The sequence below is a fragment of the Yokenella regensburgei ATCC 49455 genome, from assembly GCF_000735455.1.
GTDB lineage: Bacteria > Pseudomonadota > Gammaproteobacteria > Enterobacterales > Enterobacteriaceae > Yokenella > Yokenella regensburgei.
In genome coordinates this window covers 217,387-242,283 of the sequence record NZ_JMPS01000087.1, presented here as the reverse complement: position 1 = coordinate 242,283, position 24,897 = coordinate 217,387, and the positions used below count along the sequence as shown (strand labels likewise).

Below are 24,897 nucleotides of genomic sequence, written 5' to 3'. Positions count from 1 at the left end.
TGTAGCCTGGGGGAGTTCCGCCCCCAGGCCGCTCTACACGCATTTATGCCGTCATAAAACAATTATCAGGACACTCGCAAATGCAACAACACAACAACAAGCCCCATCTGCTGCGCGGGCTTAACGCCCGTCATATTCGCTTCATCGCACTCGGCTCCGCTATCGGTACCGGGTTATTCTATGGTTCTGCCGCTGCTATCCAGACTGCCGGGCCTGCGGTACTGCTGGCATATCTCATCGGTGGGGCTGCGGTCTTTATCGTTATGCGTGCGCTCGGTGAGATGGCGGTACGCAACCCTATCTCCGGCTCATTTGGCAGCTATGCTCGTCACTATCTCGGGCCGCTGGCCGGGTTCATCACCGGCTGGACCTATACCTTTGAGATGGTCATCGTCTGTCTTGCCGACGTCACCGCGTTTGGCATTTATATGGGGCTCTGGTACCCCGACGTTCCGCGCTGGATCTGGGTGATGAGTATCATCTGCTTTATCGGTGCGATGAACCTTTGCCACGTGCGTATTTTCGGTGAAATGGAGTTCTGGCTGTCACTGGTAAAAGTGGCGGCGATTATTGCCATGATTGCCGCCGGTGCCGGGATCATGTTCTTCGGCTTCGGGCATGCTTTCCCGGCCACCGGGCTTTCGAACCTGTGGTCGCACGGTGGTTTTGCGCCTAACGGCTGGGAAGGGGTGATAGCCTCGCTCGGGATCGTGATGTTCGCCTTTGGCGGCATCGAAATTATCGGTATTACTGCGGCAGAAGCGCAGGATCCGAAGAAGGTTATCCCGCAGGCCATCAACACTATCCCACTGCGCATCGTGCTGTTTTACGTCTGTACGCTGATGGTGCTGATGGCGATTTTCCCGTGGAACAGTATCGGCCAGCAGGGTAGCCCGTTTGTGCTGATTTTTAGCGGCCTGGGGATCCCTGCTGCGGCAAACATTCTTAACATCATCGTTATCAGCGCCACCATTTCAGCCATTAACAGCGACATTTTTGGCGCGGGCCGCATGATGTACGGCATGGCGAAAGAGGGGATGGCGCCGAAAAGCTTCCTGCGCATTGCCAGCAACGGCGTGCCGTGGATGACGGTGGTGGTGATGGGTGGCTCGCTGCTGGCGGCGGTGGTGCTGAACTGGCTGATTCCGGAGCAGATTTTCGTGCTTATCGCCTCGCTTGCCGCTTTCGCAACTATCTGGGTATGGCTGATGATCCTGCTCTCCCACTTTGCCATGCGCCGCAGCATGACCGCTGCTGAAAAGGCGGAGATTGCCTTCCCGGTGCCGTTCTGGCCGGTGGCACCTGTTCTGACGCTGCTGTTTATGGGGCTGGTAATTGTGGTGCTTGGCTGGTTTGAAGAGACCCGCATGGCGCTCATCGCCGGGCTGGTGTGGCTGGCATTGCTGACGGTGGTATGGTTCACCCGGGCAAAGAAACGCGCCACTGAGGCCGTCACTGAATCATAAATAAAACGCCCGGCCTGTGCCGGGCTTTCACTTTCTAGCGGCTGAACAGCGCGCGGTCGTCCAGCGCCTTTGCGACAGCGGCAGTCAGCTGCGAGAGCTGCTCCGGCGCAATGATATACGGTGGCATCAGGTAAATCAGCTTGCCAAACGGGCGGATCCACACCCCTTGTTCGACGAAGAATTTCTGCAGGCGCGCCATATTGACCGGCTCGCGGGTTTCCACCACGCCAATGGCGCCAAGAATACGTACATCCGCAACAAGTTCGTTATCGCGAAGCGGAGCAAGCTCCTGCGTGAGCTGCGCTTCAATTGTCGCCACCTGGGTTTGCCACTCACCGCTCTCAAGAATGGCAAGGCTTTCATTGGCCACGGCGCAGGCCAGCGGATTGCCCATAAAGGTGGGGCCGTGCATGAAGCAGCCTGCTTCGCCGTTGCTGATGGTCTCTGCCACTTCACGGGTGGTGATAGCGGCGGAAAGGGTCATCGTACCGCCGGTCAGCGCCTTACCAAGGCACAGAATATCCGGCGTGATGTCCGCATGTTCGCAGGCAAACAGTTTGCCGGTGCGGCCAAAGCCGGTGGCAATTTCGTCGGCAATAAGCAAAATCCCTTCCCGGTCGCACATCTGACGAATACGTTTGAGCCACTGCGGGTGGTACATCCGCATCCCGCCAGCGCCCTGAACCACCGGCTCTAAAATGACCGCCGCGATTTCCTGTCGATGTGCCGCCAGCAGGCGAGCAAATGCCACCATATCCAGCTCGTCCCATTCGCCGTCGAAACGGCTTTGCGGTGCCGGCGCGAACAGGTTTTCCGGCAGATAACCCTTCCACAGACTGTGCATCGAGTTGTCCGGATCGCAGACCGACATCGCCCCGAAGGTATCGCCGTGATAGCCGTTGCGGAAAGTGAGAAAACGCTGGCGCGGCTCGCCTTTCGCCTGCCAGTACTGCAGCGCCATCTTCATCGCCACTTCAACGGCGACGGAGCCGGAGTCGGCAAGGAAGACGCACTCTAATGCTTTCGGCGTCATCGCCACAAGGCGACGACACAGCGCAACGGCGGCCGGATGGGTAATGCCACCAAACATCACGTGCGACATCTGGTCAATCTGGGCTTTCATTGCCGCGTTGAGACGTGGGTGGTTGTAGCCGTGAATAGCCGCCCACCAGGAGGACATACCGTCGACCAGATTTTCGCCGCTGGCAAGCTCAAGCTCGCAGCCGCGCGCCGAAACCACGGGATAAACCGGTAGCGGCTGGGTCATTGAGGTGTAAGGGTGCCAGATGTGGCGCTGATCGAAAGCGAGATCGTCCATTGTCATAATCGACTTGTAAACCAAATTGAAAAGTTTTAGGTTTACGAGTTTACACCGAAGCGAAAATTAACAAAACCCCTTTTGGAGATGCCAATGGCTCACCACACACGTTGGACGATGTCGCAAGTTACTGAGTTATTTAATAAACCACTGCTGGAACTGCTGTTTGAAGCGCAACAGGTGCACCGCCAGCATTTCGATCCACGCCAGGTCCAGGTCAGCACGCTGCTGTCAATTAAGACCGGTGCCTGCCCGGAAGACTGTAAATATTGCCCGCAGAGCGCGCGCTACAAAACAGGCCTCGAGTCCGAGCGTTTGATGGAAGTGGAGCAGGTGCTCGACTCGGCCCGTAAGGCGAAAAACGCGGGCTCAACCCGCTTCTGCATGGGGGCTGCGTGGAAAAACCCGCACGAGCGCGACATGCCGTATCTCGAACAAATGGTGCAGGGCGTGAAAGCTATGGGCCTTGAAGCCTGCATGACCCTCGGTACGCTTTCCGATGAGCAGGCGCAGCGCCTGGCGCACGCGGGGCTCGATTACTACAACCACAACCTCGATACCTCCCCGGAATTCTACGGCAACATCATCACCACCCGTAGCTATCAGGAACGTCTGGACACGCTGGGTAAAGTGCGCGATGCCGGGATCAAAGTATGTTCTGGCGGCATCGTTGGGCTCGGCGAAACCGAGAAAGACCGGGCGGGTCTGCTGCTGCAGTTGGCTAATTTGCCAACCCCGCCGGAAAGCGTGCCAATTAACATGCTGGTTAAGGTCAAAGGTACACCGCTTGCCGATAACGACGACGTGGATGCGTTTGAATTTATTCGGACTATCGCCGTTGCGCGCATCATGATGCCCACCTCGCATGTGCGTCTCTCTGCTGGCCGTGAGCAGATGAACGAGCAGACTCAGGCAATGTGCTTTATGGCGGGCGCCAACTCCATTTTCTACGGCTGCAAACTGCTGACGACGCCAAACCCGGAAGAGGACAAAGACCTGCTGTTGTTCCGCAAACTGGGGCTGAATCCGCAGCAAACGGAAGTCACCGCCGGCGATAACGAACAGCAGGAACGGCTGGAGCAGGCGCTGCGTTCACCGGATACCGAACAGTATTACAACGCGGCGACAGTATGAGCTGGCAACAGCGGATTGCAGCGGCGCTGAACGAACGGCAGGCTGCCGATGCGTTACGCCGTCGTCAGGCCGTGGAGCAGGGCGCCGGGCGGTGGTTAAGCCGTGATGGCGAGCGTTGGATCAATTTCTCCAGCAACGACTATCTGGGGCTGAGTCAGCACCCGGAGAGTATTCGTGCCTGGCAAACCGGAGCTTCACGTTATGGGGTGGGTAGCGGTGGTTCTGGCCACGTCAGCGGCTATACCGTGGCGCATCAGCAGCTGGAAGAAGCCCTAGCCGACTGGCTGGGCTACCCGCGTGCGCTGCTGTTTATTTCCGGTTTTGCCGCCAACCAGGCGCTGATTGCCGCACTTGCGGCAAAGGGTGACAAACTGGTGGCTGACCGCCTTAGCCACGCCTCGCTGCTGGAGGCCGCAAGCCTCAGTCCGGCGACGCTGCGCCGGTTTAGTCATAACGATGCCGGTCATCTGCAACGCCTGCTGGAAGCCGATGCCGACGGCCTGAAGCTTGCCATCACCGAGGGTATCTTCAGCATGGATGGTGATTCGGCACCGCTGGCGGCTATCCATCAGGCGGCCCGGGCGGCAGATGCCTGGCTGATGGTGGATGACGCACATGGGATTGGCGTCACCGGCGAGCAGGGGCGCGGCTCCTGTCATGCCCAGGGGGTTCACCCGGAATTGCTGGTCGTGACCTTCGGTAAAGCCTTTGGCCTCAGCGGTGCCGCCGTGTTGTGTAGCGAGTCCGTGGCGGATTATCTGCTGCAGTTTGCCCGTCATCTCATCTACAGCACCGCTATGCCCGCTGCTCAGGCGGTCGCGCTACAGGCGGCGCTTGCGGTTATTCGTAGCGAAGAAGGGGAAGCGCGTCGCGCCACTCTTGCCGGGCACATTGCCGCATTCCGTGAGGGCGCGCAGGGGGCTGGCATGACGCTCACCGATTCCCGGAGCGCTATTCAGCCGCTGATCGTCGGCGAAAATGCCCGGGCGCTGGAACTTGCCGGGCGGTTACGCGCTAAGGGATGCTGGGTCACTGCGATTCGTCCACCGACGGTGCCGGTGGGTACTGCGCGGCTGCGTCTGACGCTGACCGCCGCCCATCAGCCTGAGGATATTGCCCGCTTACTGGAGGTGCTGCATGACGCCGGTCAATAAACAGGCGGTAGCCGCCGCCTTTGGTCGCGCTGCGGCGCACTATTTACAGCATGATGAACTGCAGCGACAAAGCGCCAGTCTGCTGCGGGCGCAGCTGCCAGAACGCCATTTCGCGCACGTACTGGACGCGGGCTGCGGTCCGGGCGCGGTGAGTCGGGTGTGGCGGGAGAGCGGGAGCCAGGTAACGGCGCTGGATCTCTCTTCACAAATGCTTGAACAGGCGCGTGCGCAGCAGGCCGCGCACCACTACATCACCGGCGATATCGAATCACTGCCGCTGCCGGACGCGCAGTTCGACCTCGTCTGGAGCAATCTTGCCGTGCAGTGGTGCGATGATTTTGGCGCGGCGCTGGCGGAGCTGTATCGAGTGGTAAAACCTGGCGGAGTACTGGCCTTCACCACGCTTGCCGCCGGCTCTCTGCCGGAGCTGAATCAGGCCTGGCAGGCGGTGGATGAACACCCTCATGCCAACCGCTTTTTAGCGCAGGAGAGGCTCCAGGAGGCGCTCTCAGAATGGCGGGGGCGTTCCAGGCTGGAATCCATCACCCTGAGCTTCCCTGACGCGATGAGCGCGATGCGTTCGCTTAAAGGCATTGGTGCCACCCATCTGCATGAAGGGCGTGCCAGCAGGCTTCTGACGCGACAAAAACTACAGGCACTGCAGCTTGCATGGCCGCAGCACGGCGGGGGTTGCCCGCTGACTTACCATCTTTTCTGGGGAGTGATTGAACGTGACTGAACGTTATTTTGTCACCGGTACCGATACGGAAGTCGGGAAAACGGTCGCCAGCTGTGCGCTGCTGCAGGCCGCGAATCGTCTGGGGCGGCGGACGGCAGGGTATAAGCCGGTCGCCTCCGGTAGTGAACAGACCGCCGAAGGGTTACGTAATAGCGATGCGCTGGCCTTGCAGCGAAATAGCGCGCTAGCGCTGTGTTATGAACAGGTGAACCCCTATACCTTCGGCGAACCGACTTCGCCGCATATTATCAGCGCCGATGAAGGGCGTCCCATTGAAGCCACGGTGCTTTCCGCCGGGTTACGAGCGCTTGAGAGTGACGCGGAGTGGGTGCTGGTTGAAGGTGCGGGGGGCTGGTACACACCGTTGTCACCGGTGCTGACATTTGCCGACTGGGTGCAGCAAGAACACTTGCCGGTGATTCTGGTGGTTGGCGTTAAGCTTGGCTGTATTAACCATGCAGTGCTGACGGCCCAGGCAGTACTGCAGGCCGGTTTACATCTTGCAGGCTGGATTGCCAACGACGTGGTTCCACCCGGACGCCGACACGCAGAATATATGGCTACGCTAACGCGTATGTTGCCTGCGCCGCTTCTGGGAGAAATCCCGTGGATTGAAGGAGATGTTGCGCAAACTGACCTCGGTGGATATCTCGACCTTCAGCACCTGACCGCTACAAAATTGTAGAAATGTGAAGCAGATCGCGCATATATTCGCCAACGTCTAAAGCGAAAAAAACTCAAAAATTATCAATAATATTTTTTTATGTCCGGCGTTTCGCTGCCGGACCATTTTTGCCGTCAGGCGGGGGATATGGGCTGGAGACAGTTATCCACTATTCCTGTGGATAACCTTGTGTATTAGGGTTAGAAAACCTCTGGTAAACGAGAGAGCATGCGGCTTGCGACTGAATTGATGCGAAAGGCGGCTTTTGGATATTTTCTTTTTTAATTAATGAGTTAGATAAAAGCAATGCCTGTAAGAAAAGTGTCACCGGCTGCCACAAAAGTTTCATTACATACCTTGACAAATGTTAAACCAGAAAAAATTCTGGGGATAACCGATGCTGTCTGGTTTTTTATCCCGCCGTCACGAGAAATTGCCCGTTTGTCAGGCTGACGATGGGCGGGTAACACAAATACGATAATATGTTACTGTTTTTATATCCAGTATAAATGGTTGGCAAATTTATCTGCGACGAGTAAAATTAGTCACCTGCCAGTTCACTCCTTCACAGGTCGTTGTCCATGTCTAAACCGTTCAAACTTCATTCCGCGTTTCGCCCTTCAGGCGATCAGCCTGCGGCCATCGCCAAACTGAAAGAGGGTCTGGAGGACGGCCTGGCGCACCAGACGCTGCTCGGCGTAACGGGCTCAGGTAAAACCTTTACCATCGCTAACGTCATTGCCGATCTGCAGCGTCCTACTATGGTACTGGCGCCGAACAAAACGCTGGCGGCCCAGCTCTACGGCGAGATGAAGGAGTTCTTCCCGGAAAACGCGGTGGAGTATTTCGTCTCGTACTACGATTACTACCAGCCGGAAGCCTACGTACCGAGCTCGGATACCTTCATCGAGAAAGACGCCTCGGTGAACGAGCATATCGAACAGATGCGACTCTCTGCGACCAAGGCACTGTTAGAGCGCCGTGATGTGATCGTGGTGGCGTCGGTTTCAGCCATCTACGGCCTTGGCGATCCGGATCTGTATCTGAAAATGATGCTGCACCTGACGGTCGGGATGATTGTCGATCAGCGCAGTATCCTGCGACGTCTCACTGAGCTGCAGTACACCCGTAACGATCAGGCATTTCAGCGCGGGACCTTCCGTGTCCGCGGCGAAGTGATCGACGTCTTCCCGGCAGAGTCCGACGATCTGGCGCTACGCATTGAGCTTTTTGACGACGAAGTCGAGCGGCTGTCGTTGTTTGACCCGCTCACCGGCCATCTGGAGTCCGGCGTTCAGCGCTTCACCATCTACCCGAAAACGCACTACGTGACGCCACGCGAGCGTATTATTCAGGCGATGGAAGAGATCAAAGTTGAGCTGGCAGACCGCCGCAAGGTGTTGCTTGCCAACAACAAGCTGCTGGAAGAGCAGCGCTTGAGCCAGCGTACTCAGTTCGATCTCGAGATGATGAACGAGCTCGGATACTGCTCCGGCATCGAAAACTATTCGCGCTTTCTCTCCGGCCGTGGTCCCGGCGAGCCGCCGCCGACGCTGTTTGATTACCTTCCGGCCGATGGTCTGCTGGTCATCGACGAATCCCACGTGACTATCCCGCAGATTGGCGGTATGTACCGTGGCGACCGGGCGCGTAAAGAGACGCTGGTGGAGTACGGCTTCCGCCTGCCTTCTGCGCTCGATAACCGTCCGCTGAAGTTTGAAGAGTTCGAAGCGCTGGCGCCGCAGTCGATTTATGTTTCGGCAACGCCGGGTAACTATGAGCTGGATAAATCTGCGGGTGACGTGGTTGACCAGGTCGTGCGTCCAACCGGGCTTTTAGATCCGGTTATCGAAGTGCGCCCGGTGGCGACCCAGGTTGACGATCTGCTGTCAGAAATTCGTCAACGTGCGCTTATCAACGAACGCGTACTGGTGACGACGCTGACCAAACGGATGGCGGAAGACTTAACCGAGTATCTTGAAGAGCACGGCGAGCGGGTGCGCTATCTGCACTCGGATATCGACACCGTCGAGCGTATGGAAATCATCCGTGACCTGCGTCTGGGCGAGTTTGACGTCCTGGTTGGGATCAACCTGCTGCGAGAGGGTCTGGATATGCCAGAGGTCTCGCTGGTGGCGATCCTTGATGCCGATAAAGAGGGTTTCCTGCGTTCTGAACGTTCCTTGATCCAGACCATTGGTCGTGCGGCGCGTAACATCAACGGTAAAGCCATTCTGTACGGCGATAAAATCACTCCGTCAATGGCTAAGGCGATTGGCGAAACCGAACGTCGTCGTGAGAAACAGCAGCGCTATAACGAAGAGAACGGCATTGTGCCGCAGGGCCTCACCAAGAAAGTGGTCGATATTCTGGCACTGGGTGCGGGTCTGGCGAAAACCAAAGCGAAAGGGCGTGGTAAAGCGCGGATTGTAGAAGACGATACCGTCGTGTTAACGCCGAAAGCGCTGCAGCAGAAAATCCACGAGCTGGAAGGGCAAATGATGCAGCATGCACAGAATCTCGAATTTGAAGAGGCGGCGCAGATCCGCGACCAGCTCCATCAGCTTCGCGATCTGTTTATCGCCGCATCGTAATTGTCTGGCTGATTCAGACAGACACAAAAATTAATGTTTGCTTAATCTTTTTCACGGAAACTCTCCGCATAACGATGTGGAGAGTTGCCATGAAATTAACCCAAATCCGTGAGCTTTTTGTCCTGCTGCTGGCGCTGTCGATTATTGCTGGCTTCAGCGTTAACTGGATGCAGACTTTCTAATCAACGGCTCAGCGGGGGGAACCGCACCCACGCCCGGGCACCCGGACCAGGCCTGCGGTTGGTCAGGAAGAACTTCGCATCATGCAGCTGCGCAATACGTGAAACAATACTTAATCCAAGACCAATTCCACCAAAGCGGCTATCCATACGCACGAAGGCTTTGCTGAGTTCACCGCTCTTGGCTTCATCAATGCCTGGCCCTTCATCTTCAACAACCAGCACCGCACCCGCTTCATAATCAATGGTCAGCGTAATGAGCGATCCTTCCGGGCTGTAGCGATGGGCGTTTTCCACCAGATTGCGTAACAGCACCCGCACCAGCGTCGCGTCGCCTTTTAGCGTCGCACTGCGTGGCGTGGTGACTATCTGCAATCTTTGCTTGCGCAGTGCGAGCACGCGCTCCAGTTCGTCCTGCTCTGGCTCTACCACATCGGTGACTAAATTCACCGTCTGGTAACTACCGGCCGAAAATGATTGCCCAACGCGTGCCAGCTGCAGGAGCTGAGAGATGCTCTCCGTCATCTGATCCAGGCGTTGCAGCAGCGGCGTGACCTTAATAGCATGGTTTTTTGCCATCAGCTCCAGATGCAGACGCAGTCCCGCAAGCGGAGTGCGCAGCTCGTGGGCGACGTCGGCGGTAAAGAGGCGCTCACGGTCGAGCGTCAGCGTCAAACGCGACACCAGCTGGTTGATAGCGTTGGTGACCGCCTCCACTTCACTCACGTTGTTCTCAATGATGATGGGCTGCAGGTTGTCAGGGGTACGGGTTTCCAGCTCTTTTTGCAGGTCAGAGAGCGGGCGGGTGATGCGTTTGACGGCCTGAACGCAAATAAACAGCGCCAGCCCGACAATCAGCAGGCTCGGGATAAGCAGGCTTGCTACCGCCTCGCGCACTTCATGCTGAATGTGTTTGCGGTTGTTGTGCCCGTCAATGGCGCTTTGCACCAGCAGCTGGACCTGCTCTTCGCTTTCGTGCCACAGCCAGAAAACGCTGATGAGCTGACACACAATCAGTACCGCGCCAATGGTCAGCAGCAGGCGGGTACGCATGGTCCATGACTGAACTGAGAACAGCGCCATCCGTTTATTCTACCCCTGCGTTTTCAACCAGCATGTAGCCAAAGCCTCTGACGGTGCGGATCCGCGATTTACCGACTTTGTCGCGTAAATTATGAATGTGCACTTCAAGGGTATTGGTTGCCGGTTCGTTGTCCCAGCTATAAATGTCGTTATAGAGGATTTCACGGTGCACCGGGCTGCCCGCTTTCAGCATCAGGCGCGACAGCAGAGCGAACTCTTTTGGCGTCAGATCGAGCTGCGATTCATCCAGCCACACCTGGCGACGGGTGACGTTGAGGCGCAGGTTGTCAATTTTCACCTCGCTGTCGCCCTGATTGTGGTGACGGCGGAGCAGGGCGCGAATGCGGGCGTTGAGCTCTTCCAGCGCAAACGGCTTCACCAGGTAGTCGTCGGCTCCGGTATCCAGCCCGGCAATGCGATCGCTGATGGTGTCGCGAGCGGTAAGGATAAGTACCGGTTGGGTGAATTTCTCCCGGCGCAGGCGGGCCAGGAAATGCAGGCCATCTTCGTCCGGCAGGCCAAGGTCGAGCACTATCAGGCTGTAGTGTCCCCCGGCGATGGACAACGCCGCTTCATGGGCTGTGGAGACGCCATCACAGGCATATCCTTCGCTCTGAATTGCCAGAATCAACCCTTGTAACAGCAGCTCATCGTCTTCAATGACCAGAATTTTCACCGGCTTTCTCCTCTACATTGCGCCAGAATATCGTCCGCAGCCTGATATTCTTGGGTATTCACTCTCATTATACCTAACATCGTTGAGAACAGATTATCCTGGGCATATGGATGTGTTGCGGCCTGTTTCTGCAGGCACGAATAATTAATGTCATAACGTTTTTGATAATCGTCGGAAAGCCACAGCAGCATCGGTACGTGTTTTTGGGTTTCCGGTGCGATGGAATAAGGCAGACCGTGCAGATAAACGCCATTTTCACCCAGCGATTCACCGTGATCGGAGAGATAGACCAGGCTGGTGGTGAAGTTTTCCTGCTTTGATTTCAACAGATTAATCGCTTTATCAACAATATAATCGACGTACAGAATCGTATTATCGTAAGTATTGACGAGCTGTTCCTGGGTACAGGTCTGAATTTCGTTAGTATCACAGGTTGGCGTGAATTTACGGAATTCTGGCTGATAGCGATTGTAATAGGTCGGGCCGTGGCTGCCGATGGTATGCAGCACAATAATACCGTCCTGCTGCAGACCGTCGATGTATTTATCGAGATTATTAAACAGCACGTCGTCTTTGCATTCACCGGCAATACATTCGCCCGTGAGATTTAACGCGGTAATGTCCTGATGCGGTACGCGGTCGCAGGCACCTTTGCAGCCGCCGTCATTTTCATTCCACAGCACCTGAATGCCTGCACGCTGAAGAATATCCAACAGACCTTCCTGATGGTGAGCCAGCGTTTCGTCGTAATTCTCGCGCGACATATTAGAGAACATACAGGGCACTGAAACCGCGGTGGCTGTGCCGCAGGAAGCGGTGTTCGGGAAATACACCACGTCATCTTTTGCCAGCCGTGGGTTGGTTTCACGTGCATAACCGCCAAGCGAGAAGTTTGCTGCGCGCGAGGTTTCACCGACGATAAGAATGGTCAGGTTTTTGCGCGAATGCTTCTGTGCTTCCGGGATAAGGGTTGCATCTTCGCCAATTTTCACCAGCGGCAGGTTATCCATCTGGTGGTGGGAATACCACGAGTTGACGGCCACAATGCTGTTCGACGGGTTCAGTGCTTTTACCAGCTCTTTGTTGTTACGAAACAGCGAGGCATAGTCTTTATAAAACAGCAGGGCGACAAGCACGATTGCCAGTGCCGAAAGCGTAATGCTGATAGCGCGGGTAATAATGCCGCGCCAGGCGTGCGTTGGGCGGGTTATCTTAATCCACCATGCGATAACGATCGCCAGTAAACCCGATAGCAGCAGCGTCAGCACCATTTTCGTCGACATCAGCGCATAGCTTTCTGCCGGCGTGGTATCAAGAATGTTGGTGATCATCGAGCGGTCAATAATCACCCCAAAGGTCAGGATGAAATATTGTGCGGCGGCGCTGACCAGGATAAAGAGCGTAATCAGTACCCGGTCGAGATATAAAAATGAGGCCAGCGTGACCAGAATATTGATAATGCAGAACAGCACCACCGGCATGGTCAGAAAGACCAGGGCGTTACGCAGATTATTGACCGGAAGCTCGGAGAAGGCCTGCTGGTAAAAGGCGACGTTAAGAAACAGCGCAATGTACAGTGCAAACAGCACGAGATAAGCAATCCGCCCAAGGCGTGGGCGGCGTGAAAATAAACGCATGACCAGGATCCGCTAAAAATAATCGCGCCATAGTGCCAGCGGTTTTTTAAGACAACCTTAAGATTTTAATCATTTCGCGGGCTTAGCCCAGCGCCTGGACCGCCTTTTCCAGCGCGATATGCAGCAGCTCACGGTCATGACGGTAGGGAATATCACTGGCTTCGAGCACTTCCTGGATGACGATACGGTCGCTGATGTCGCGGGTATCGACCTTTGGTCCCACGACCAGCGCATCGATGATTTTACGCCCGACGTAGTGCTCCATAAGTGAAAGCTTATCGGTAAGTGTCAGGCTGGCGGCAGCCGGGCTCAGCTCGCGCCCAAGGTTACCGATATAGACCATGGGGGCGGGCGTTCGGCGCAGCGCCTGAGCCATTTCTTCGACCAGCAGAATCGGCATCAGGCTGGTGTAGAAACTTCCCGGGCCAATCAGGATAAGATCGGCTTCGGCGATGGCCTGTACCGCTTCACGGGTGGCGCTGACGTTCGGCGACAACAGCAGCTCCTTTGGTGGCGTTAAGAGCTGGTCAATATTCACTTCACCGTAGATTTCATGGCCCTCGTGGTCGATAGCCATCAGGTCGACCGGTGATTCCGACATCGGGATTAACGAAGCGTCTACTTTAAGGAGGTTTCTGATTAAATTAATGGCCTCGAGAGGGCGGATACTCAGGTGATCCAGCGCCTTTAACATCAGATTTCCGAGGTTATGCCCGGAAAGTTCGCCATTACCGCTAAAACGGTACTCAAACATCGCCGAAGCAACGCTTGGTTCAGTGATTAGCTGATTAAGACAGTTGCGCATGTCGCCCCAGGCGATACCGCCTTCGGAGCGTCGGATTCGTCCTGTGGATCCGCCGTTATCGGTGGTGGTGACAATACCGGTAAGCCGGGAGCCAAGCGACGAGAGCGACGACATAACCCGTCCCAGCCCATGACCACCGCCCAGTGCCACAACCCGGTCGAGATCCGCAAGAGTGCGATTGCGCATACAAATTCCTTCAATCAGTTAAGCCGCTTAAAATACTCGATCTACCCCTAAAAGACGACACTCCAACTGGCGTAAAATGACCCATATCAAAGCAAAAGTATGATTTTTGCGTATTCTGGATCGAAAATGCACGATCGTGTCGCTATATACAAGATTATATAGCGTTGCTGAAATTGGCGAAAGCCTTCATTTCAGGCTACTATCGGCATACCAGTCTTAGTGCATTGCTAAGAAAAAAACACTCTAGCCCTTGCGCCTAAGTCACACGATATGGCGCTCCGGCCGTGGCAACAGCCACCAGGGTACAGGAAGAAATAACTGTGCCTCCCGTATTTGGAAAGGTGTACATGGCTCAATTAACTGATGCATTCGCGCGCAAGTTTTTCTATCTGCGTCTGTCGATTACCGATGTGTGTAACTTCCGTTGCACCTACTGTTTGCCGAACGGCTATAAGCCGAGCGGTATCAGCAACAACGGTTTTTTGACGGTCGATGAAGTGCGTCGCGTCACCCGCGCATTTTCCTCTCTTGGCACCGAAAAAGTGCGTCTCACCGGCGGTGAGCCGTCGCTGCGTCGTGATTTTACCGACATCATCGCCGCCGTTCGTGAAAATGAAGCTATCCGCCAAATTGCGGTCACCACCAACGGCTACCGTCTGGCGCGCGATGCGCAAAACTGGCGTGATGCCGGCCTGACGGCGGTGAACGTGAGCGTCGATTCCCTCGATGCGCGTCAGTTTCATGCGATTACCGGGCAGGATAAGTTTCAGCAGGTAATGGACGGTATAGATGCTGCCTTTGCCGCCGGCTTTGACAAAGTGAAGGTCAATACCGTGCTGATGCGCGACGTGAATCATCATCAGCTCGACACCTTTCTGGCGTGGATCAAACCGCGCCGCATTCAACTGCGATTTATTGAACTGATGGAAACCGGTGAGGGCAGCGAGCTGTTCCGCAAACACCACATCTCCGGCATGGTGCTACGCGACGAGCTGCTAAGACGCGGCTGGATCCACCAGATCCGTCAGCGTAGCGACGGCCCGGCGCAGGTCTTTTGTCACCCCGATTACGAAGGGGAGATCGGCTTAATCATGCCGTATGAGAAAGATTTCTGCGCCAGCTGCAACCGTCTGCGCGTCTCCTCTGTGGGGAAACTGCATCTGTGCCTGTTCGGTGATGGCGGGGTCGATCTTCGCGATTTACTGGCGGAAGATGAGCAGCAGCAGGCGCTGGAAATGCGTATTGCTGATGCGCTGGCCACGAAAAAACAGACCCACTTCCTTCATCAGGGCAATACCGGGATTACCCAGAATCTTTCCTACATAGGCGGGTAACGGCGGGTAATCGTATTTCTGCTACACAGGAGCAATGATGAGTCAGGTTAGCGCTGAATTTATTCCGGCACGTATTGCCGTACTTACCGTTTCCAGCCGTCGTGGTGAAGAGGATGACACTTCCGGGCATTTCCTGCGTGATGCCGCGCTTGAAGCCGGGCATCAGGTCGTCGATAAAGCCATCGTCAAAGAGAATCGCTACGCCATTCGTGCCCAGGTGTCGGCGTGGATTGCCCGCGACGATGTCCAGGTGGTGCTTATCAACGGTGGAACCGGATTGACCGATGGCGATCAGGCGCCGGAAGCGCTGTTGCCGCTGTTCGATCGTGAGATTGAAGGCTTTGGTGAAGTGTTCCGTATGCTCTCTTTCGAGGAGATTGGCACCTCGACGCTGCAGTCCCGCGCTGTGGCCGGTATTGCCAACAAAACGCTGATTTTCGCCATGCCGGGCTCCACCAAAGCCTGCGCTACTGCCTGGGAAAACATTATTGCCCCGCAGCTGGATGCCCGTACGCGTCCGTGTAACTTTCATCCTCATTTGAAGAAGTAAGCGATGTCACAACTGACCCATATTAATGCCGCCGGTGAAGCGCATATGGTGGATGTCTCTGCCAAAGCCGAAACCGTTCGCGAAGCGCGCGCCGAGGCTTTTATCACCATGCAACCCGAAACGCTCGCCATGATTATTGACGGTAGCCACCACAAGGGCGACGTCTTTGCTACCGCGCGTATTGCCGGGATCCAGGCAGCGAAGCGCACCTGGGACCTCATTCCGCTGTGTCACCCGCTGATGCTCAGCAAAGTCGAAGTGAATCTGCAGGCGCAGCCGGAGCATAACCGGGTACGCGTAGAGACGCTGTGCCGCCTTACCGGGAAAACCGGCGTGGAAATGGAAGCGCTGACGGCGGCCTCCGTCGCGGCGCTGACCATTTACGACATGTGCAAAGCGGTACAGAAGGACATGGTTATCGGGCCGGTTCGCCTGCTGGCGAAAAGCGGCGGTAAGTCAGGTGATTTCAGGGTAGAAACTGATGATTAAAATCCTATTTTTTGCACAAGTCCGTGAGCTGGTCGGGACAGACAGCCTGACGCTGGATGCCCCTTTTACCACCGTTGAAGCGGTGCGCAAGCATCTGGCTGCCCAAAGCGATCGCTGGGCATTAGCACTGGAAGAGGGAAAGCTGCTGGCGGCGGTGAATCAGACGCTGGTCGATTTCAACCATCCGCTGGCGTCCGGTGATGAAGTGGCGTTCTTTCCGCCGGTGACGGGAGGCTAAGATGAGCGAGACGCGAATTCGTGTTGAAACGGCGCGCTTTAGCGTCGGTGACGAGTATCAATGGCTTGCCGAACGCGACGAAGACGGCGCGGTAGTGACCTTCACTGGCAAAGTACGCAACCATAATCTCGGCGACAGCGTTAAGGCGCTGACCCTTGAGCACTACCCGGGGATGACCGAAAAATCACTGACCGATATTGTTGTGCAGGCACGGGAGCGCTGGCCGCTCGGACGTGTCACGGTCATTCACCGCATTGGTGAAATGTGGCCGGGCGAAGAGATAGTCTTTGTTGGCGTGACCAGCGTCCATCGCGGTAGTGCGTTTGCCGCCGGCGAGTTCATTATGGACTACCTGAAAACGCAGGCACCGTTCTGGAAACGGGAAGCTACGCCAGAAGGCGATCGCTGGGTGGAATCACGCGACAGCGACAAAGCGGCGGCCAGCCGCTGGTAAGTCGGTTCCGGGACATTCGCGGTCATTCCAGGATGTGTTAGTCTTACAACACACACATTACATTTCTGAGGTTAGTATCATGGATCGATTCCCGCGTTCCGATTCTATCGTACAGGCGCGTACGGGTTTGCAAACCTATATGGCGCAGGTGTACGGCTGGATGACCTGCGGTCTGCTGCTGACGGCGTTTATCGCCTGGTATGCGGCCAACACGCCGTCGCTGATGATGTTTATCTTCTCCAGCAAAATCACCTTCTTCGGGCTGATTATCGCCCAACTGGCGCTGGTGTTTGTGCTCTCCGGCATGGTGCAGCGTCTGAGCGCCGGAATGGCGACGACCCTGTTCATGCTCTATTCGGCGCTGACCGGACTAACGCTCTCCAGCATATTTATCGTTTACACCTACTCCTCTATCGCCAGTACTTTCGTGGTGACCGGCGGGATGTTTGGCGTGATGAGCCTCTATGGTTACACCACTAAGCGTGACCTCAGTGGCTTAGGTAGTATGCTGTTTATGGCGCTTATCGGGATTGTTCTGGCATCGCTCGTCAACCTCTGGCTGAAGAGTGAAGCGCTGATGTGGGCGGTGACCTATATCGGGGTGCTTGTGTTCGTAGGCCTCACGGCGTATGACACCCAAAAACTTAAAAACATCGGTGAGCAAATCGATACCCGTGACAGCGGTAATCTGCGCAAGTACGCCATACTCGGTGCCCTCACGCTGTACCTCGACTTCATCAACCTGTTCCTGATGATGCTGCGTATTCTCGGCAACCGTCGCTAGACGTTCTCCCCCTCATCCTGCGGGTGAGGGGGCTTCACTTCACTCAGTACGGGTGCGTGAGCCGGCAACCAGCCCACCCAGGCCGGGAAATGACGCAGAAAATGGAACGCCAGCACGCTTTTCGCCAGATTCCACCACGTCCGCTTTGGTAGCATAGATCTCTCTATCTGCTGGCAGTCCCTATGCAAAATCGTCGTCAGGTTGTCGCGTAGCGTTTGATTAAACACGCGGTCGTGGATAATCAGATTGGCTTCAAGGTTAAGCGACAGGCTAAGCGGATCCAGATTGCTTGAACCGACCGTTGCCCAGTGGTCGTCCATCAGCGCGACTTTGGCATGCAGCGGCTGTCGCTGATATTCAAAGATTTTCACCCCACCTTTCACCAGCCAGGCGTACAGCAAGCGGGCGCCCACTTTCACAATGGGAATATCCGGCTGACCCTGAATGATGAGTTTGACGCTCACCCCCCGCCGCGCGGCGGTGCGCATAGCGTACAGCAGCCGATAACCGGGGAAGAAATAGGCGTTGGCGATAATCACTTCACGGCGGGCGCGGCGCAACATTCTCAGATAATAACGCTCAATATCGGTACGATGTTCATCGTTATCCCGCCAGACGAACAGCGCCTGCGCTTCGCCTGGTTCACGAGTCTCCTCCACCCGTTGGCGATGGCGCCAGAAGCGGAAGTTTCGTTTGATCCCCGGCAGGTTTTCCTGGGCAAATTGCAGCATATCGAGCACGACAGGGCCTTCCACGCGCACGGCGTAGTCCTGTTTGGCTTCGGGACCGAAATCGGCAAGGTGATCGGCGGAGTAGTTGATCCCACCGATAAAAGCGACGCTGGCGTCAATCACGAGCAGCTTACGGTGCATCCGGCGAAAAAGGTTAGTACGCATCCCCAGTAAGCGCGGGCGGGGATCGTAAAAGCGGAAAATCACGCCGGCTGCCGTCAGTTCACCAATAAATTTGTCGCTGAGATCGGCAGAGCCAAAACCATCGATCAGCAGTTCGACTTCGACCCCACGCTGTGCGGCGCGCAGCAATGCCTGCTGGAGCTGTTTGCCCAACTTATCTTCAAACCAGATAAAGGTTTCGAGGATGACCTTGCTTTTTGCCTGCTTAATCGCCTGGAAAACGGCGGGATAATATTGTTCTCCATTCTCCAGAAGTGTAATGCGATTGCCACTACGCCAGCTGTAAGCCATGTCATTTTTTTCCTGTCGACGTCACTATCCTGATGAAAATAGTGTAGTAGTCGTCACAAAAAGATGCGGTGGAACGGAATTTTCCGTAAAGTGCGGTACTCTGAATAGTCAGATGAAAATACTTCAGGAGAGAAGCCATGAAGTGGCAACAACGCGTTCGTGTCGCAACGGGACTTAGTTGCTGGCAGATAATGTTGCATTTGCTGGTTGTGGCGATAGTGGTCATGGCATGGACAAGCAACCTGCTGGTGCACGTGGGTTTAGGCCTGTGCGCCCTGTACTGCGTGACCGTAGTGACCATGCTGATTCTGCAGCGCCACCATGAGGCGCGCTGGCGTGAAGTGGGTGATGTGCTCGAAGAGCTCACCACCACCTGGTATTTCGGTGCCGCCATGATTGCGCTGTGGCTGCTGTCACGCGTGCTGCACAACAACCTGCTGTTAGCGCTGGCCGGCGTTGTCATTCTTGCCGGCCCGGCGGTGGTGTCTTTACTCGCGAAAGACAAAAAATCACGCGATCTTCCGGCGGAACATCGCGTACGCCACTGAGCCCGTCGTGGCCGCTATGACCAGTAGCGGCCACAAACTTCCCCACACAATCTCCAGACTCGCGTCCTTCAGATAGATTTGCTTAGTGATATCCGTGAAGTGGCGGATCGGGTTTATCCACGTCAGATTTTGCAGCCACACCGGCATGTTTTCCACCGGTGATACATAACCGGAGAGCAAAATGGCCGGCATCATAAACACAAATACCCCGATAAAGGCCTGTTGCTGGGTTGAGCAAAGCGACGAGATAAGCAGACCAAATCCGACCAGCGAAAGCCCGTAAATCACCATGGTGAAGTAAAAGAGCGCCAGCGATCCGGCAAAGGGGATGTGATACGCCCAGATGCCGACACCCAGCACGATAGTTGCCTGGAAAGTGGCGACAATCAGTGCCGGAACCGCCTTACCCACGAAAATCTGCCAGGTCGCCAGCGGTGATACCAGAAGCTGGTCCAGCGTGCCCTGTTCCCGTTCACGCGCCACCGAGAGCGAGGTGACAATCATTACCCCGATGGTGGTGATCATGGCGATGAGCGATGGCACCACAAACCATTTGTAGTCGAGGTTTGGGTTATACCAGTTGCGGATCACCAGCTCGCTGTTGTTGGGTTTTGGCTTGCCATCGAGAAGCTCCTGCTGGTAGTCCTTCACTATCTGCTGCAGATAGTTTGCCGCAATCTGCGCACTGTTGGAGTTTCGTCCGTCGAGAATGAGCTGCATCGGCGCGGTTTCGAAGGAATCGAGATTGCGTGAAAAGTCGGCCGGGAAACGCACCAGCAGCAGCGCTTTTTGCGTATCGATTGTGGGCTGAATCTCCTGCGGGCTTTTCAGCAGCAGAATATGCGTAAACGCCTTAGCCCTGGCAAAACGCTGGGTCAGCTCAACCGAGTGCTGGCCATTATCCTCGTTGTAAATGGCGATCGTGGCGTTCGTGACCTCAAGGGTGGCGGCAAAGGGAAACAGCAGCACCTGAATCAGTACCGGAAGCACCAGGATGGCCCGGGTCTGCGGCTCGCGCAGCAGCGACTGCAGCTCTTTACGAATTAGCGTCCATAAGCGATGAAACATGCGTCCTCCTTAATCCAGTCGCCGTTTAGTTTTGACCCAGGTCAGGCCGATAAACATTACCGCCGAGGCAATCAAAAACAGGATGTTCACCAGCAGCACGACGGGGATATTCCCGGCCAGGAACAGGCTCTGTAGCGTGCTGACGAAATAGCGCGCCGGGATAACGTAGGTCACCGCGCGAATAATGGCGGGCATACTGTCTATCTGGAAGATAAAACCAGAGAGCATAATCGACGGCAGGAACGCCGCGTTCAGCGCCACCTGAGCGGCGTTAAACTGATTACGGGTGATGGTCGAGATAAGTAGCCCCATCCCAAGCGTGCTCAGTAAAAACAGACTGGTAATGAAAAACAGGATCACCAGCGAGCCCCGGTACGGCACGCCAAGAATAAACACCGACACCACCATGCAGAGCAGCATCGCCAGCATCCCCAGGAAGTAATAGGGGATGAGCTTACACAGCAACAGCTCGGCGCGGGTTATCTCGGTGGAAAGCAGCGCCTCCATGGTGCCACGCTCCCACTCGCGAGCAACCACCAGCGAGGTGAGGATCGCACCGATCACCGTCATGATAATGGTAATCGCCCCCGGAATAATAAAGTGCTGGCTGATGGCGGCGGGGTTGAACCAGTAGCGGGTCTGCACGTCGATAAGCGGTTTGAAGGTTTCCCCCTGATCTTCCGCCCGCTGTGACTGCCAGAGCTGCCATATGCCCTGAACGTAGCCCTGCACAAAGTTAGCGGTGTTGGGCTCACTGCCGTCGGTGATCACCTGAATCGGCGCAGTGTCGTTTGCCCGTGCCATCTGGGCAGCAAAATTTACTGGGATAACGACCAGCCCGCGAATACGCCCGGCCTGCATTTTCTCGATAAGCTCATGGCGGTTATCGCTGATGGTGGCATCAATGTAGGGCGAGCCGGTCATGGCATGGGTGAAATCCAGCGCCTCTTTGCTCTGTTCTTCAAGCAAGATCCCAACCCGCAGCTTGCTGGAGTCGAGGTTGATGCCGTAGCCGAAGATAAACAGCAGCAGCAGGGGGATCACCACCGCAATCAGCCAACTGCTCGGGTCACGGACAATCTGTCGCGTCTCTTTGACGCACAGCGCGCGCACCCGCCGCCAGGAAATGACTTTACTGGACATTCCCATTCTCCTTATCCCAGTTGTGGATCAGGGTGATAAACGCCTGCTCCATGGTGGGGTCCGGGGTGGCGGCGTCTGCCGCCTGCGCTTTTAGCGAGTCTGGTGTCCCGCTGGCGATGAGCTTGCCGCGGTAAACGAGGCCAATGCGGTCGCAGTACTCCGCTTCATCCATAAAGTGCGTGGTGACCATCACCGTCACCCCTTTTTCCACCATGCTGTTGATATGTAGCCAGAACTCGCGGCGGGTAATCGGGTCAACGCCGGAGGTCGGTTCATCAAGGAACAGAATATCCGGCTCATGCATCAGCGAACAGGCCAGCGCCAGTCGTTGTTTGTAGCCCAGCGGCAGTTCATCGGTGGCGTGGCTGGCGATACTTTTCAGTCCGAAGGCATCGCTCATGCGGGCGATTTTCTCCGCCTGCGCCTGGCCGCGCAGACCATAAACGCCGGAGAAAAAGCGCAGGTTCTGCTCGACGGTCAGGTTGCCGTAAAGGGAGAATTTTTGCGCCATGTAGCCAAGATGCTGCCGTGCTTTGCCGGAGCTCACTTTGAGATCCATATCCAGCACCAGCGCCTTCCCGGAGGTAGGCACCAGCAGACCGCACATCATCTTAAAGGTGGTCGACTTTCCGGCACCGTTTGGCCCCAACAGGCCGAAGATCTCACCGCGCTTCACGCTGAAATCGACGTGGTCGGTTGCGGCAAAGTCACCGAATTTTTTGGTTAGCGATATCGCCTCGATCACCGTTTCGTCGGCGCTGCCTTCAACGGTGTGCAGAATGGCTCCCAGCGGAGATTCAGAGGTGGCAGCACCGCCGAGCAAATCGATAAAGGCATCTTCAAAGCGCGGTGCAGTCTCTTCGATATTGAGAGAAGAGGGCATTTCCGGGGCGGCGGCAAGCGCGCTCGCACTCGCCTCTTTTTTCAGGATCAGACGAACCGACTTCCCCTGAATCATACCGTCGCTGACCTGCGGCAGCTTCAGCGCCCGCTGCAGCAGCTTGCGATTATTCATTTCAGTGCTGTTGAGCAGAAAACTGCGCCCGGCCATGCTTTGGGTGAGCGCGGTAGGCTCTCCCTGATAGAGCAGTTCCCCTTCGTTCATCAGCAGCACATCACGGCACTGCTCTGCTTCATCGAGGTACGAGGTGCTCCAGAGGATCAGCATGCCGTCGCCTGCCAGCTCGTGCACCATCTGCCACAGTTCACGGCGGGAGATGGGATCAACGCCAACGCCGGGTTCATCAAGCAGCAATACCTTCGGTTCCCCAACCAGGGTGCAGGCGAGGCCGAGCTTTTGTTTCATCCCGCCCGAGAGTTTCCCGGCAAGACGGCCAGTAAAGGGGCCAAGGGAGGTAAACTCCAGCAGTCGGGCAAAGGTTTTTTGCCGCACCTCGCCGGTTACGCTGCGCAGGTCGGCGTAAAGGTTGAGGTTCTCCATGACCGTGAGATCTTCATACAGGCCAAACTTCTGCGGCATGTAGCCGAGTACGGCATGCAGCGCGCTGTCGTCTTTCACCGGATCGTAACCAATCACCGTGGCACTGCCTTCGTCGGGTTTGAGCAACCCGGCGAGCATCCGCATCAGCGTGGTTTTCCCCGCACCGTCCGGGCCGACCAGCCCGGTGACGTAACCGGATTGAATGGTGCAATCCAGTCGGGCAACGGCGGGCTTATCCATCCCGGCAAAGCGTTTGACCAGCCCGTTCAGGGCAATCACCGCGTCCGTCATGTCACTCTCCGTTGCCAAAACGTACCGTCACCGGCATTCCCTGGCGTAACTCGTCGTCGGCATCGGTTACGATAATGCGCAGACGATAGACCAGATCGGTACGCAGGTCTGGAGTCTCGACCGTTTTAGGGGTGAACTCGGCGGTGGGAGAGACGAAACCGATTTTACCGTGATACGGCTTATCCGGGCGGCCGTCGGTGTAGAGCAGCAGTTCACGGCCCGGCTGTGCCTGGTTCAGGTTCTTCTCATCGACGTAAGCACGAACCCATACCGGGCGGGTCAACGACAGCGTCATTACGGTGCTGCCAGCGTTCAGCATGCTGCCTGGCTCGACGGCGCGGGTGAGCAGGGTGCCGTCAGAAGGGGCGGTAAGCGTGGTATCGTGCAGGTCGAGCTGTGACTGCGCCAGCTGTGCCTGGGCCTGCTCAAGATTGGCTTTCGCCTGGGCAATTTCCTGCGGACGGTTACCGGCACGATACTGGCTCAGTTTATCCTGCGCCGATTTCAGGCTCGCCAGAGCCTGGTCGCGGGAAGAACGGGCGTTTTCCAGATCGTTGGCGGAAATCGTCCGGCTTTGCCATAACCCGAGCTGGCGCTGGTAGTAGTTCTGCGCGTAGTCGTAGGCGGCCTGTGCCTGACGCACCGCGGCGGCGGCCTGGGCAATCTCTTCGGCGCGGTAACCGGCCATCATCAGGTCGTACTGCGCCTGGGCGGTTGCCACGTTGGCTTTTGCCTGCATCAGGGCGTTTTCAAAAGGGGCTTTATCCAGCTCGCCGAGAGGTTCGCCACTTTTAATGGCATCCCCCTCATCGACATTCAGCGACTGCAGACGACCACCGACGCGGAAACTCATATTCACCGTGCGGATATCAACGTTGCCATACAGGGTCAGGCCCTTATCCTGTCGGCTTTGATACCACCACGCTCCGCCACCCACGGCGGCAACGACTACGGCAATAATCAGGACGACGATGACAGGCTTCTTCATGACTTCAGGCTCCTTTGCGTTAATCCTTCCAAAATAAAATCGATGTGGCTGGTAATGACCTGGTAAATCTGTTCGGTATTTTGCTCATCAAACTGTGCCCAACCGGTGCGCAGCAGTATCGTCTCTCTACCAAGGCGGAACGCCAGCACCTCACCGAGCAGCGCATGGGTGTGCAAAATCATGTTGGTATTACCGGCGTCGCAACCAGTATAGGCGGCGATGAGGCGCGTCAGATGGCTATGTAGCGGATCCAGGACTTGTTGGTGCACCAGATGGTACGCCTGGGTCGGCGCCAGCTGTTCACGGGAGATAAACTTGCTGAGGTTGACGGTTTCATCGCGCGTCAGCAGCAGGATCATATTTTTGCAGGCGCCGAGGATAAGCTCGCGAAGCGCGGCTCTATCCGGGTCAGGCTGCGCCAGAAGACGCTCTGCGGCCTCGACGTGCGGTCGGAAATTACTGCCAATGAAATCGGCAATCCACTGCGCACAGGCGAGGTAAAGATCTTCTTTTGAACCAAAGTAGTAGGTGATGGCTGCAATATTGTGCCCGGCCTGTGAAGCAATCTCGCGGGTGGTGGCGTTCAGCCCATATTCACCAAACTGGGCAATGGCAGCGGCAATCAGCTGGCTTTTTGCCTGTTCGCCTTTACTCGTAATGGGGGTTGCATTCATAGAACATCAAAAAATTAATCAATCGATTGATTAATAATATGAGCGTTTTTTCATC

Annotated in this window: 24 protein-coding genes and 1 riboswitch; of the genes, 13 read left to right on the top strand and 11 right to left on the bottom strand. The window is 56.1% G+C overall.

The genetic code is table 11. The features are described 5' to 3' along the window. The first annotated feature begins 80 nt into the window (after window positions 1–80). Window positions 81–1,466 (top strand): amino acid permease, encoded by a 1,386-nt coding sequence (locus GYRE_RS22920; protein ID WP_006819113.1) that lies wholly within the window; start codon window positions 81–83, stop codon window positions 1,464–1,466. Window positions 1,467–1,500: 34 nt separating this feature from the next. Here GYRE_RS22920 and bioA read toward each other — a convergent pair whose 3' ends face one another. Continuing rightward, window positions 1,501–2,790, bottom strand: coding sequence for an adenosylmethionine--8-amino-7-oxononanoate transaminase (bioA, locus tag GYRE_RS22915; protein WP_006819114.1), 1,290 nt, complete (start codon window positions 2,788–2,790; stop codon window positions 1,501–1,503). Between the two features lie 87 nt (window positions 2,791–2,877). Between bioA and bioB the strand changes: the two genes are divergently transcribed. The 5 genes from bioB to uvrB all read left to right on the top strand — a co-directional run bounded on the left by bioB (window position 2,878) and on the right by uvrB (window position 9,069). After that, on the top strand, window positions 2,878–3,918 hold the full coding sequence (bioB, locus tag GYRE_RS22910; RefSeq protein ID WP_038258821.1) for a biotin synthase BioB: 1,041 nt from the start codon (window positions 2,878–2,880) through the stop codon (window positions 3,916–3,918). Continuing rightward, the gene (bioF, locus tag GYRE_RS22905) at window positions 3,915–5,072 is read left to right on the top strand and encodes an 8-amino-7-oxononanoate synthase (protein WP_038258819.1); all 1,158 of its coding nucleotides are present in this window, start codon (window positions 3,915–3,917) and stop codon (window positions 5,070–5,072) included. Before bioB ends, bioF begins: the two co-directional genes overlap by 4 nt. Further along, window positions 5,056–5,811: a malonyl-ACP O-methyltransferase BioC gene (gene bioC / locus GYRE_RS22900; protein ID WP_038258817.1), complete on the top strand. Its 756-nt coding sequence runs from the start codon at window positions 5,056–5,058 to the stop codon at window positions 5,809–5,811. Before bioF ends, bioC begins: the two co-directional genes overlap by 17 nt. Continuing rightward, window positions 5,804–6,496 (top strand): dethiobiotin synthase, encoded by a 693-nt coding sequence (gene bioD / locus GYRE_RS22895; protein ID WP_038258857.1) that lies wholly within the window; start codon window positions 5,804–5,806, stop codon window positions 6,494–6,496. The genes bioC and bioD overlap by 8 nt, the downstream gene beginning before the upstream one ends. A 560-nt stretch (window positions 6,497–7,056) precedes the next feature. Continuing rightward, window positions 7,057–9,069 (top strand): excinuclease ABC subunit UvrB, encoded by a 2,013-nt coding sequence (gene uvrB, locus GYRE_RS22890; RefSeq protein ID WP_038258815.1) that lies wholly within the window; start codon window positions 7,057–7,059, stop codon window positions 9,067–9,069. A 182-nt stretch (window positions 9,070–9,251) separates the two neighbouring features. Here uvrB and pmrB read toward each other — a convergent pair whose 3' ends face one another. From pmrB to yvcK, 4 genes are all read right to left on the bottom strand, one after another. After that, window positions 9,252–10,331, bottom strand: coding sequence for a two-component system sensor histidine kinase PmrB (gene pmrB / locus GYRE_RS22885; protein WP_038258813.1), 1,080 nt, complete (start codon window positions 10,329–10,331; stop codon window positions 9,252–9,254). Between the two features lie 4 nt (window positions 10,332–10,335). Further along, a complete protein-coding gene (gene pmrA / locus GYRE_RS22880) occupies window positions 10,336–11,007 on the bottom strand; it encodes a two-component system response regulator PmrA (RefSeq protein WP_038258811.1) in 672 nt (223 codons plus the stop codon). Further along, window positions 11,004–12,644: a phosphoethanolamine transferase EptA gene (gene eptA / locus GYRE_RS22875; RefSeq protein WP_038258809.1), complete on the bottom strand. Its 1,641-nt coding sequence runs from the start codon at window positions 12,642–12,644 to the stop codon at window positions 11,004–11,006. Before eptA ends, pmrA begins: the two co-directional genes overlap by 4 nt. An 82-nt stretch (window positions 12,645–12,726) precedes the next feature. Continuing rightward, entirely contained in the window at window positions 12,727–13,635 is a 909-nt protein-coding gene (yvcK, locus tag GYRE_RS22870) for a uridine diphosphate-N-acetylglucosamine-binding protein YvcK (RefSeq protein WP_006819125.1), read from the bottom strand. A 227-nt stretch (window positions 13,636–13,862) separates the two neighbouring features. Continuing rightward, window positions 13,863–13,995: riboswitch (molybdenum cofactor riboswitch) on the top strand. Here yvcK and moaA point away from each other — a divergent pair. The 6 genes from moaA (at window position 13,983) to GYRE_RS22840 (ending at window position 17,484) form a co-directional block, all read left to right on the top strand. Further along, window positions 13,983–14,969 carry a GTP 3',8-cyclase MoaA gene (gene moaA, locus GYRE_RS22865; RefSeq protein ID WP_038258807.1) on the top strand — a complete coding sequence of 329 codons (987 nt, stop codon included), beginning with the start codon at window positions 13,983–13,985 and terminating at the stop codon, window positions 14,967–14,969. (Overlaps the previous riboswitch by 13 nt.) A 37-nt stretch (window positions 14,970–15,006) precedes the next feature. Further along, entirely contained in the window at window positions 15,007–15,519 is a 513-nt protein-coding gene (moaB, locus tag GYRE_RS22860) for a molybdenum cofactor biosynthesis protein B (RefSeq protein ID WP_038258805.1), read from the top strand. Window positions 15,520–15,522: 3 nt separating this feature from the next. Then, window positions 15,523–16,008 carry a cyclic pyranopterin monophosphate synthase MoaC gene (gene moaC / locus GYRE_RS22855; protein WP_006819128.1) on the top strand — a complete coding sequence of 162 codons (486 nt, stop codon included), beginning with the start codon at window positions 15,523–15,525 and terminating at the stop codon, window positions 16,006–16,008. Then, window positions 16,001–16,246 carry a molybdopterin synthase sulfur carrier subunit gene (gene moaD / locus GYRE_RS22850; RefSeq protein WP_038258803.1) on the top strand — a complete coding sequence of 82 codons (246 nt, stop codon included), beginning with the start codon at window positions 16,001–16,003 and terminating at the stop codon, window positions 16,244–16,246. The genes moaC and moaD overlap by 8 nt, the downstream gene beginning before the upstream one ends. A gap of 1 nt (window position 16,247) precedes the next feature. Then, window positions 16,248–16,700 (top strand): molybdopterin synthase catalytic subunit MoaE, encoded by a 453-nt coding sequence (gene moaE / locus GYRE_RS22845; RefSeq protein WP_038258801.1) that lies wholly within the window; start codon window positions 16,248–16,250, stop codon window positions 16,698–16,700. A 79-nt stretch (window positions 16,701–16,779) separates the two neighbouring features. Beyond that, window positions 16,780–17,484: a Bax inhibitor-1/YccA family protein gene (locus tag GYRE_RS22840; protein WP_006819131.1), complete on the top strand. Its 705-nt coding sequence runs from the start codon at window positions 16,780–16,782 to the stop codon at window positions 17,482–17,484. Here GYRE_RS22840 and clsB read toward each other — a convergent pair. Continuing rightward, window positions 17,481–18,689: a cardiolipin synthase ClsB gene (gene clsB, locus GYRE_RS22835; protein ID WP_038258799.1), complete on the bottom strand. Its 1,209-nt coding sequence runs from the start codon at window positions 18,687–18,689 to the stop codon at window positions 17,481–17,483. The genes GYRE_RS22840 and clsB overlap by 4 nt on opposite strands. Before the next feature lie 137 nt (window positions 18,690–18,826). On the opposite strand from clsB, the gene GYRE_RS22830 reads away from it, so the two are divergent. Next, complete coding sequence (locus GYRE_RS22830; RefSeq protein WP_006819133.1) at window positions 18,827–19,237, top strand: YbhQ family protein; 411 nt, start codon at window positions 18,827–18,829, stop codon at window positions 19,235–19,237. Here GYRE_RS22830 and GYRE_RS22825 read toward each other — a convergent pair. From GYRE_RS22825 to cecR, 5 genes are read right to left on the bottom strand one after another with little or no spacing between them, the layout of a single operon-like run. Next, on the bottom strand, window positions 19,199–20,305 hold the full coding sequence (locus tag GYRE_RS22825) for an ABC transporter permease (protein WP_006819134.1): 1,107 nt from the start codon (window positions 20,303–20,305) through the stop codon (window positions 19,199–19,201). The two genes, GYRE_RS22830 and GYRE_RS22825, sit on opposite strands and share 39 nt — an antisense overlap. Window positions 20,306–20,314: 9 nt before the next feature. Continuing rightward, a complete protein-coding gene (locus tag GYRE_RS22820) occupies window positions 20,315–21,448 on the bottom strand; it encodes an ABC transporter permease (protein ID WP_038258797.1) in 1,134 nt (377 codons plus the stop codon). After that, a complete protein-coding gene (locus GYRE_RS22815) occupies window positions 21,438–23,180 on the bottom strand; it encodes an ATP-binding cassette domain-containing protein (protein ID WP_006819136.1) in 1,743 nt (580 codons plus the stop codon). The genes GYRE_RS22820 and GYRE_RS22815 overlap by 11 nt, the downstream gene beginning before the upstream one ends. Window position 23,181: 1 nt before the next feature. Next, a complete protein-coding gene (gene hlyD / locus GYRE_RS22810; protein ID WP_006819137.1) occupies window positions 23,182–24,168 on the bottom strand; it encodes a secretion protein HlyD in 987 nt (328 codons plus the stop codon). Next, on the bottom strand, window positions 24,165–24,842 hold the full coding sequence (gene cecR, locus GYRE_RS22805) for a transcriptional regulator CecR (RefSeq protein WP_038258795.1): 678 nt from the start codon (window positions 24,840–24,842) through the stop codon (window positions 24,165–24,167). The genes hlyD and cecR overlap by 4 nt, the downstream gene beginning before the upstream one ends. Window positions 24,843–24,897 lie beyond the last annotated feature (55 nt).

Excerpts from the sequence above, each read along its gene's own strand:
- GYRE_RS22920 (WP_006819113.1), top strand. The coding sequence starts at position 81 with ATGCAACAACACAACAACAAGCCCCATCTGCTGCGCGGGCTTAACGCC.
- bioA (WP_006819114.1), bottom strand. The coding sequence starts at position 2,790 with ATGACAATGGACGATCTCGCTTTCGATCAGCGCCACATCTGGCACCCT.
- bioB (WP_038258821.1), top strand. The coding sequence starts at position 2,878 with ATGGCTCACCACACACGTTGGACGATGTCGCAAGTTACTGAGTTATTT.
- bioF (WP_038258819.1), top strand. The coding sequence starts at position 3,915 with ATGAGCTGGCAACAGCGGATTGCAGCGGCGCTGAACGAACGGCAGGCT.
- bioC (WP_038258817.1), top strand. The coding sequence starts at position 5,056 with ATGACGCCGGTCAATAAACAGGCGGTAGCCGCCGCCTTTGGTCGCGCT.
- uvrB (WP_038258815.1), top strand. The coding sequence starts at position 7,057 with ATGTCTAAACCGTTCAAACTTCATTCCGCGTTTCGCCCTTCAGGCGAT.
- pmrB (WP_038258813.1), bottom strand. The coding sequence starts at position 10,331 with ATGGCGCTGTTCTCAGTTCAGTCATGGACCATGCGTACCCGCCTGCTG.
- eptA (WP_038258809.1), bottom strand. The coding sequence starts at position 12,644 with ATGCGTTTATTTTCACGCCGCCCACGCCTTGGGCGGATTGCTTATCTC.
- yvcK (WP_006819125.1), bottom strand. The coding sequence starts at position 13,635 with ATGCGCAATCGCACTCTTGCGGATCTCGACCGGGTTGTGGCACTGGGC.
- moaA (WP_038258807.1), top strand. The coding sequence starts at position 13,983 with ATGGCTCAATTAACTGATGCATTCGCGCGCAAGTTTTTCTATCTGCGT.
- moaB (WP_038258805.1), top strand. The coding sequence starts at position 15,007 with ATGAGTCAGGTTAGCGCTGAATTTATTCCGGCACGTATTGCCGTACTT.
- moaC (WP_006819128.1), top strand. The coding sequence starts at position 15,523 with ATGTCACAACTGACCCATATTAATGCCGCCGGTGAAGCGCATATGGTG.
- moaD (WP_038258803.1), top strand. The coding sequence starts at position 16,001 with ATGATTAAAATCCTATTTTTTGCACAAGTCCGTGAGCTGGTCGGGACA.
- moaE (WP_038258801.1), top strand. The coding sequence starts at position 16,248 with ATGAGCGAGACGCGAATTCGTGTTGAAACGGCGCGCTTTAGCGTCGGT.
- GYRE_RS22840 (WP_006819131.1), top strand. The coding sequence starts at position 16,780 with ATGGATCGATTCCCGCGTTCCGATTCTATCGTACAGGCGCGTACGGGT.
- clsB (WP_038258799.1), bottom strand. The coding sequence starts at position 18,689 with ATGGCTTACAGCTGGCGTAGTGGCAATCGCATTACACTTCTGGAGAAT.
- GYRE_RS22830 (WP_006819133.1), top strand. The coding sequence starts at position 18,827 with ATGAAGTGGCAACAACGCGTTCGTGTCGCAACGGGACTTAGTTGCTGG.
- GYRE_RS22825 (WP_006819134.1), bottom strand. The coding sequence starts at position 20,305 with ATGTTTCATCGCTTATGGACGCTAATTCGTAAAGAGCTGCAGTCGCTG.
- GYRE_RS22820 (WP_038258797.1), bottom strand. The coding sequence starts at position 21,448 with ATGTCCAGTAAAGTCATTTCCTGGCGGCGGGTGCGCGCGCTGTGCGTC.
- GYRE_RS22815 (WP_006819136.1), bottom strand. The coding sequence starts at position 23,180 with ATGACGGACGCGGTGATTGCCCTGAACGGGCTGGTCAAACGCTTTGCC.
- hlyD (WP_006819137.1), bottom strand. The coding sequence starts at position 24,168 with ATGAAGAAGCCTGTCATCGTCGTCCTGATTATTGCCGTAGTCGTTGCC.
- cecR (WP_038258795.1), bottom strand. The coding sequence starts at position 24,842 with ATGAATGCAACCCCCATTACGAGTAAAGGCGAACAGGCAAAAAGCCAG.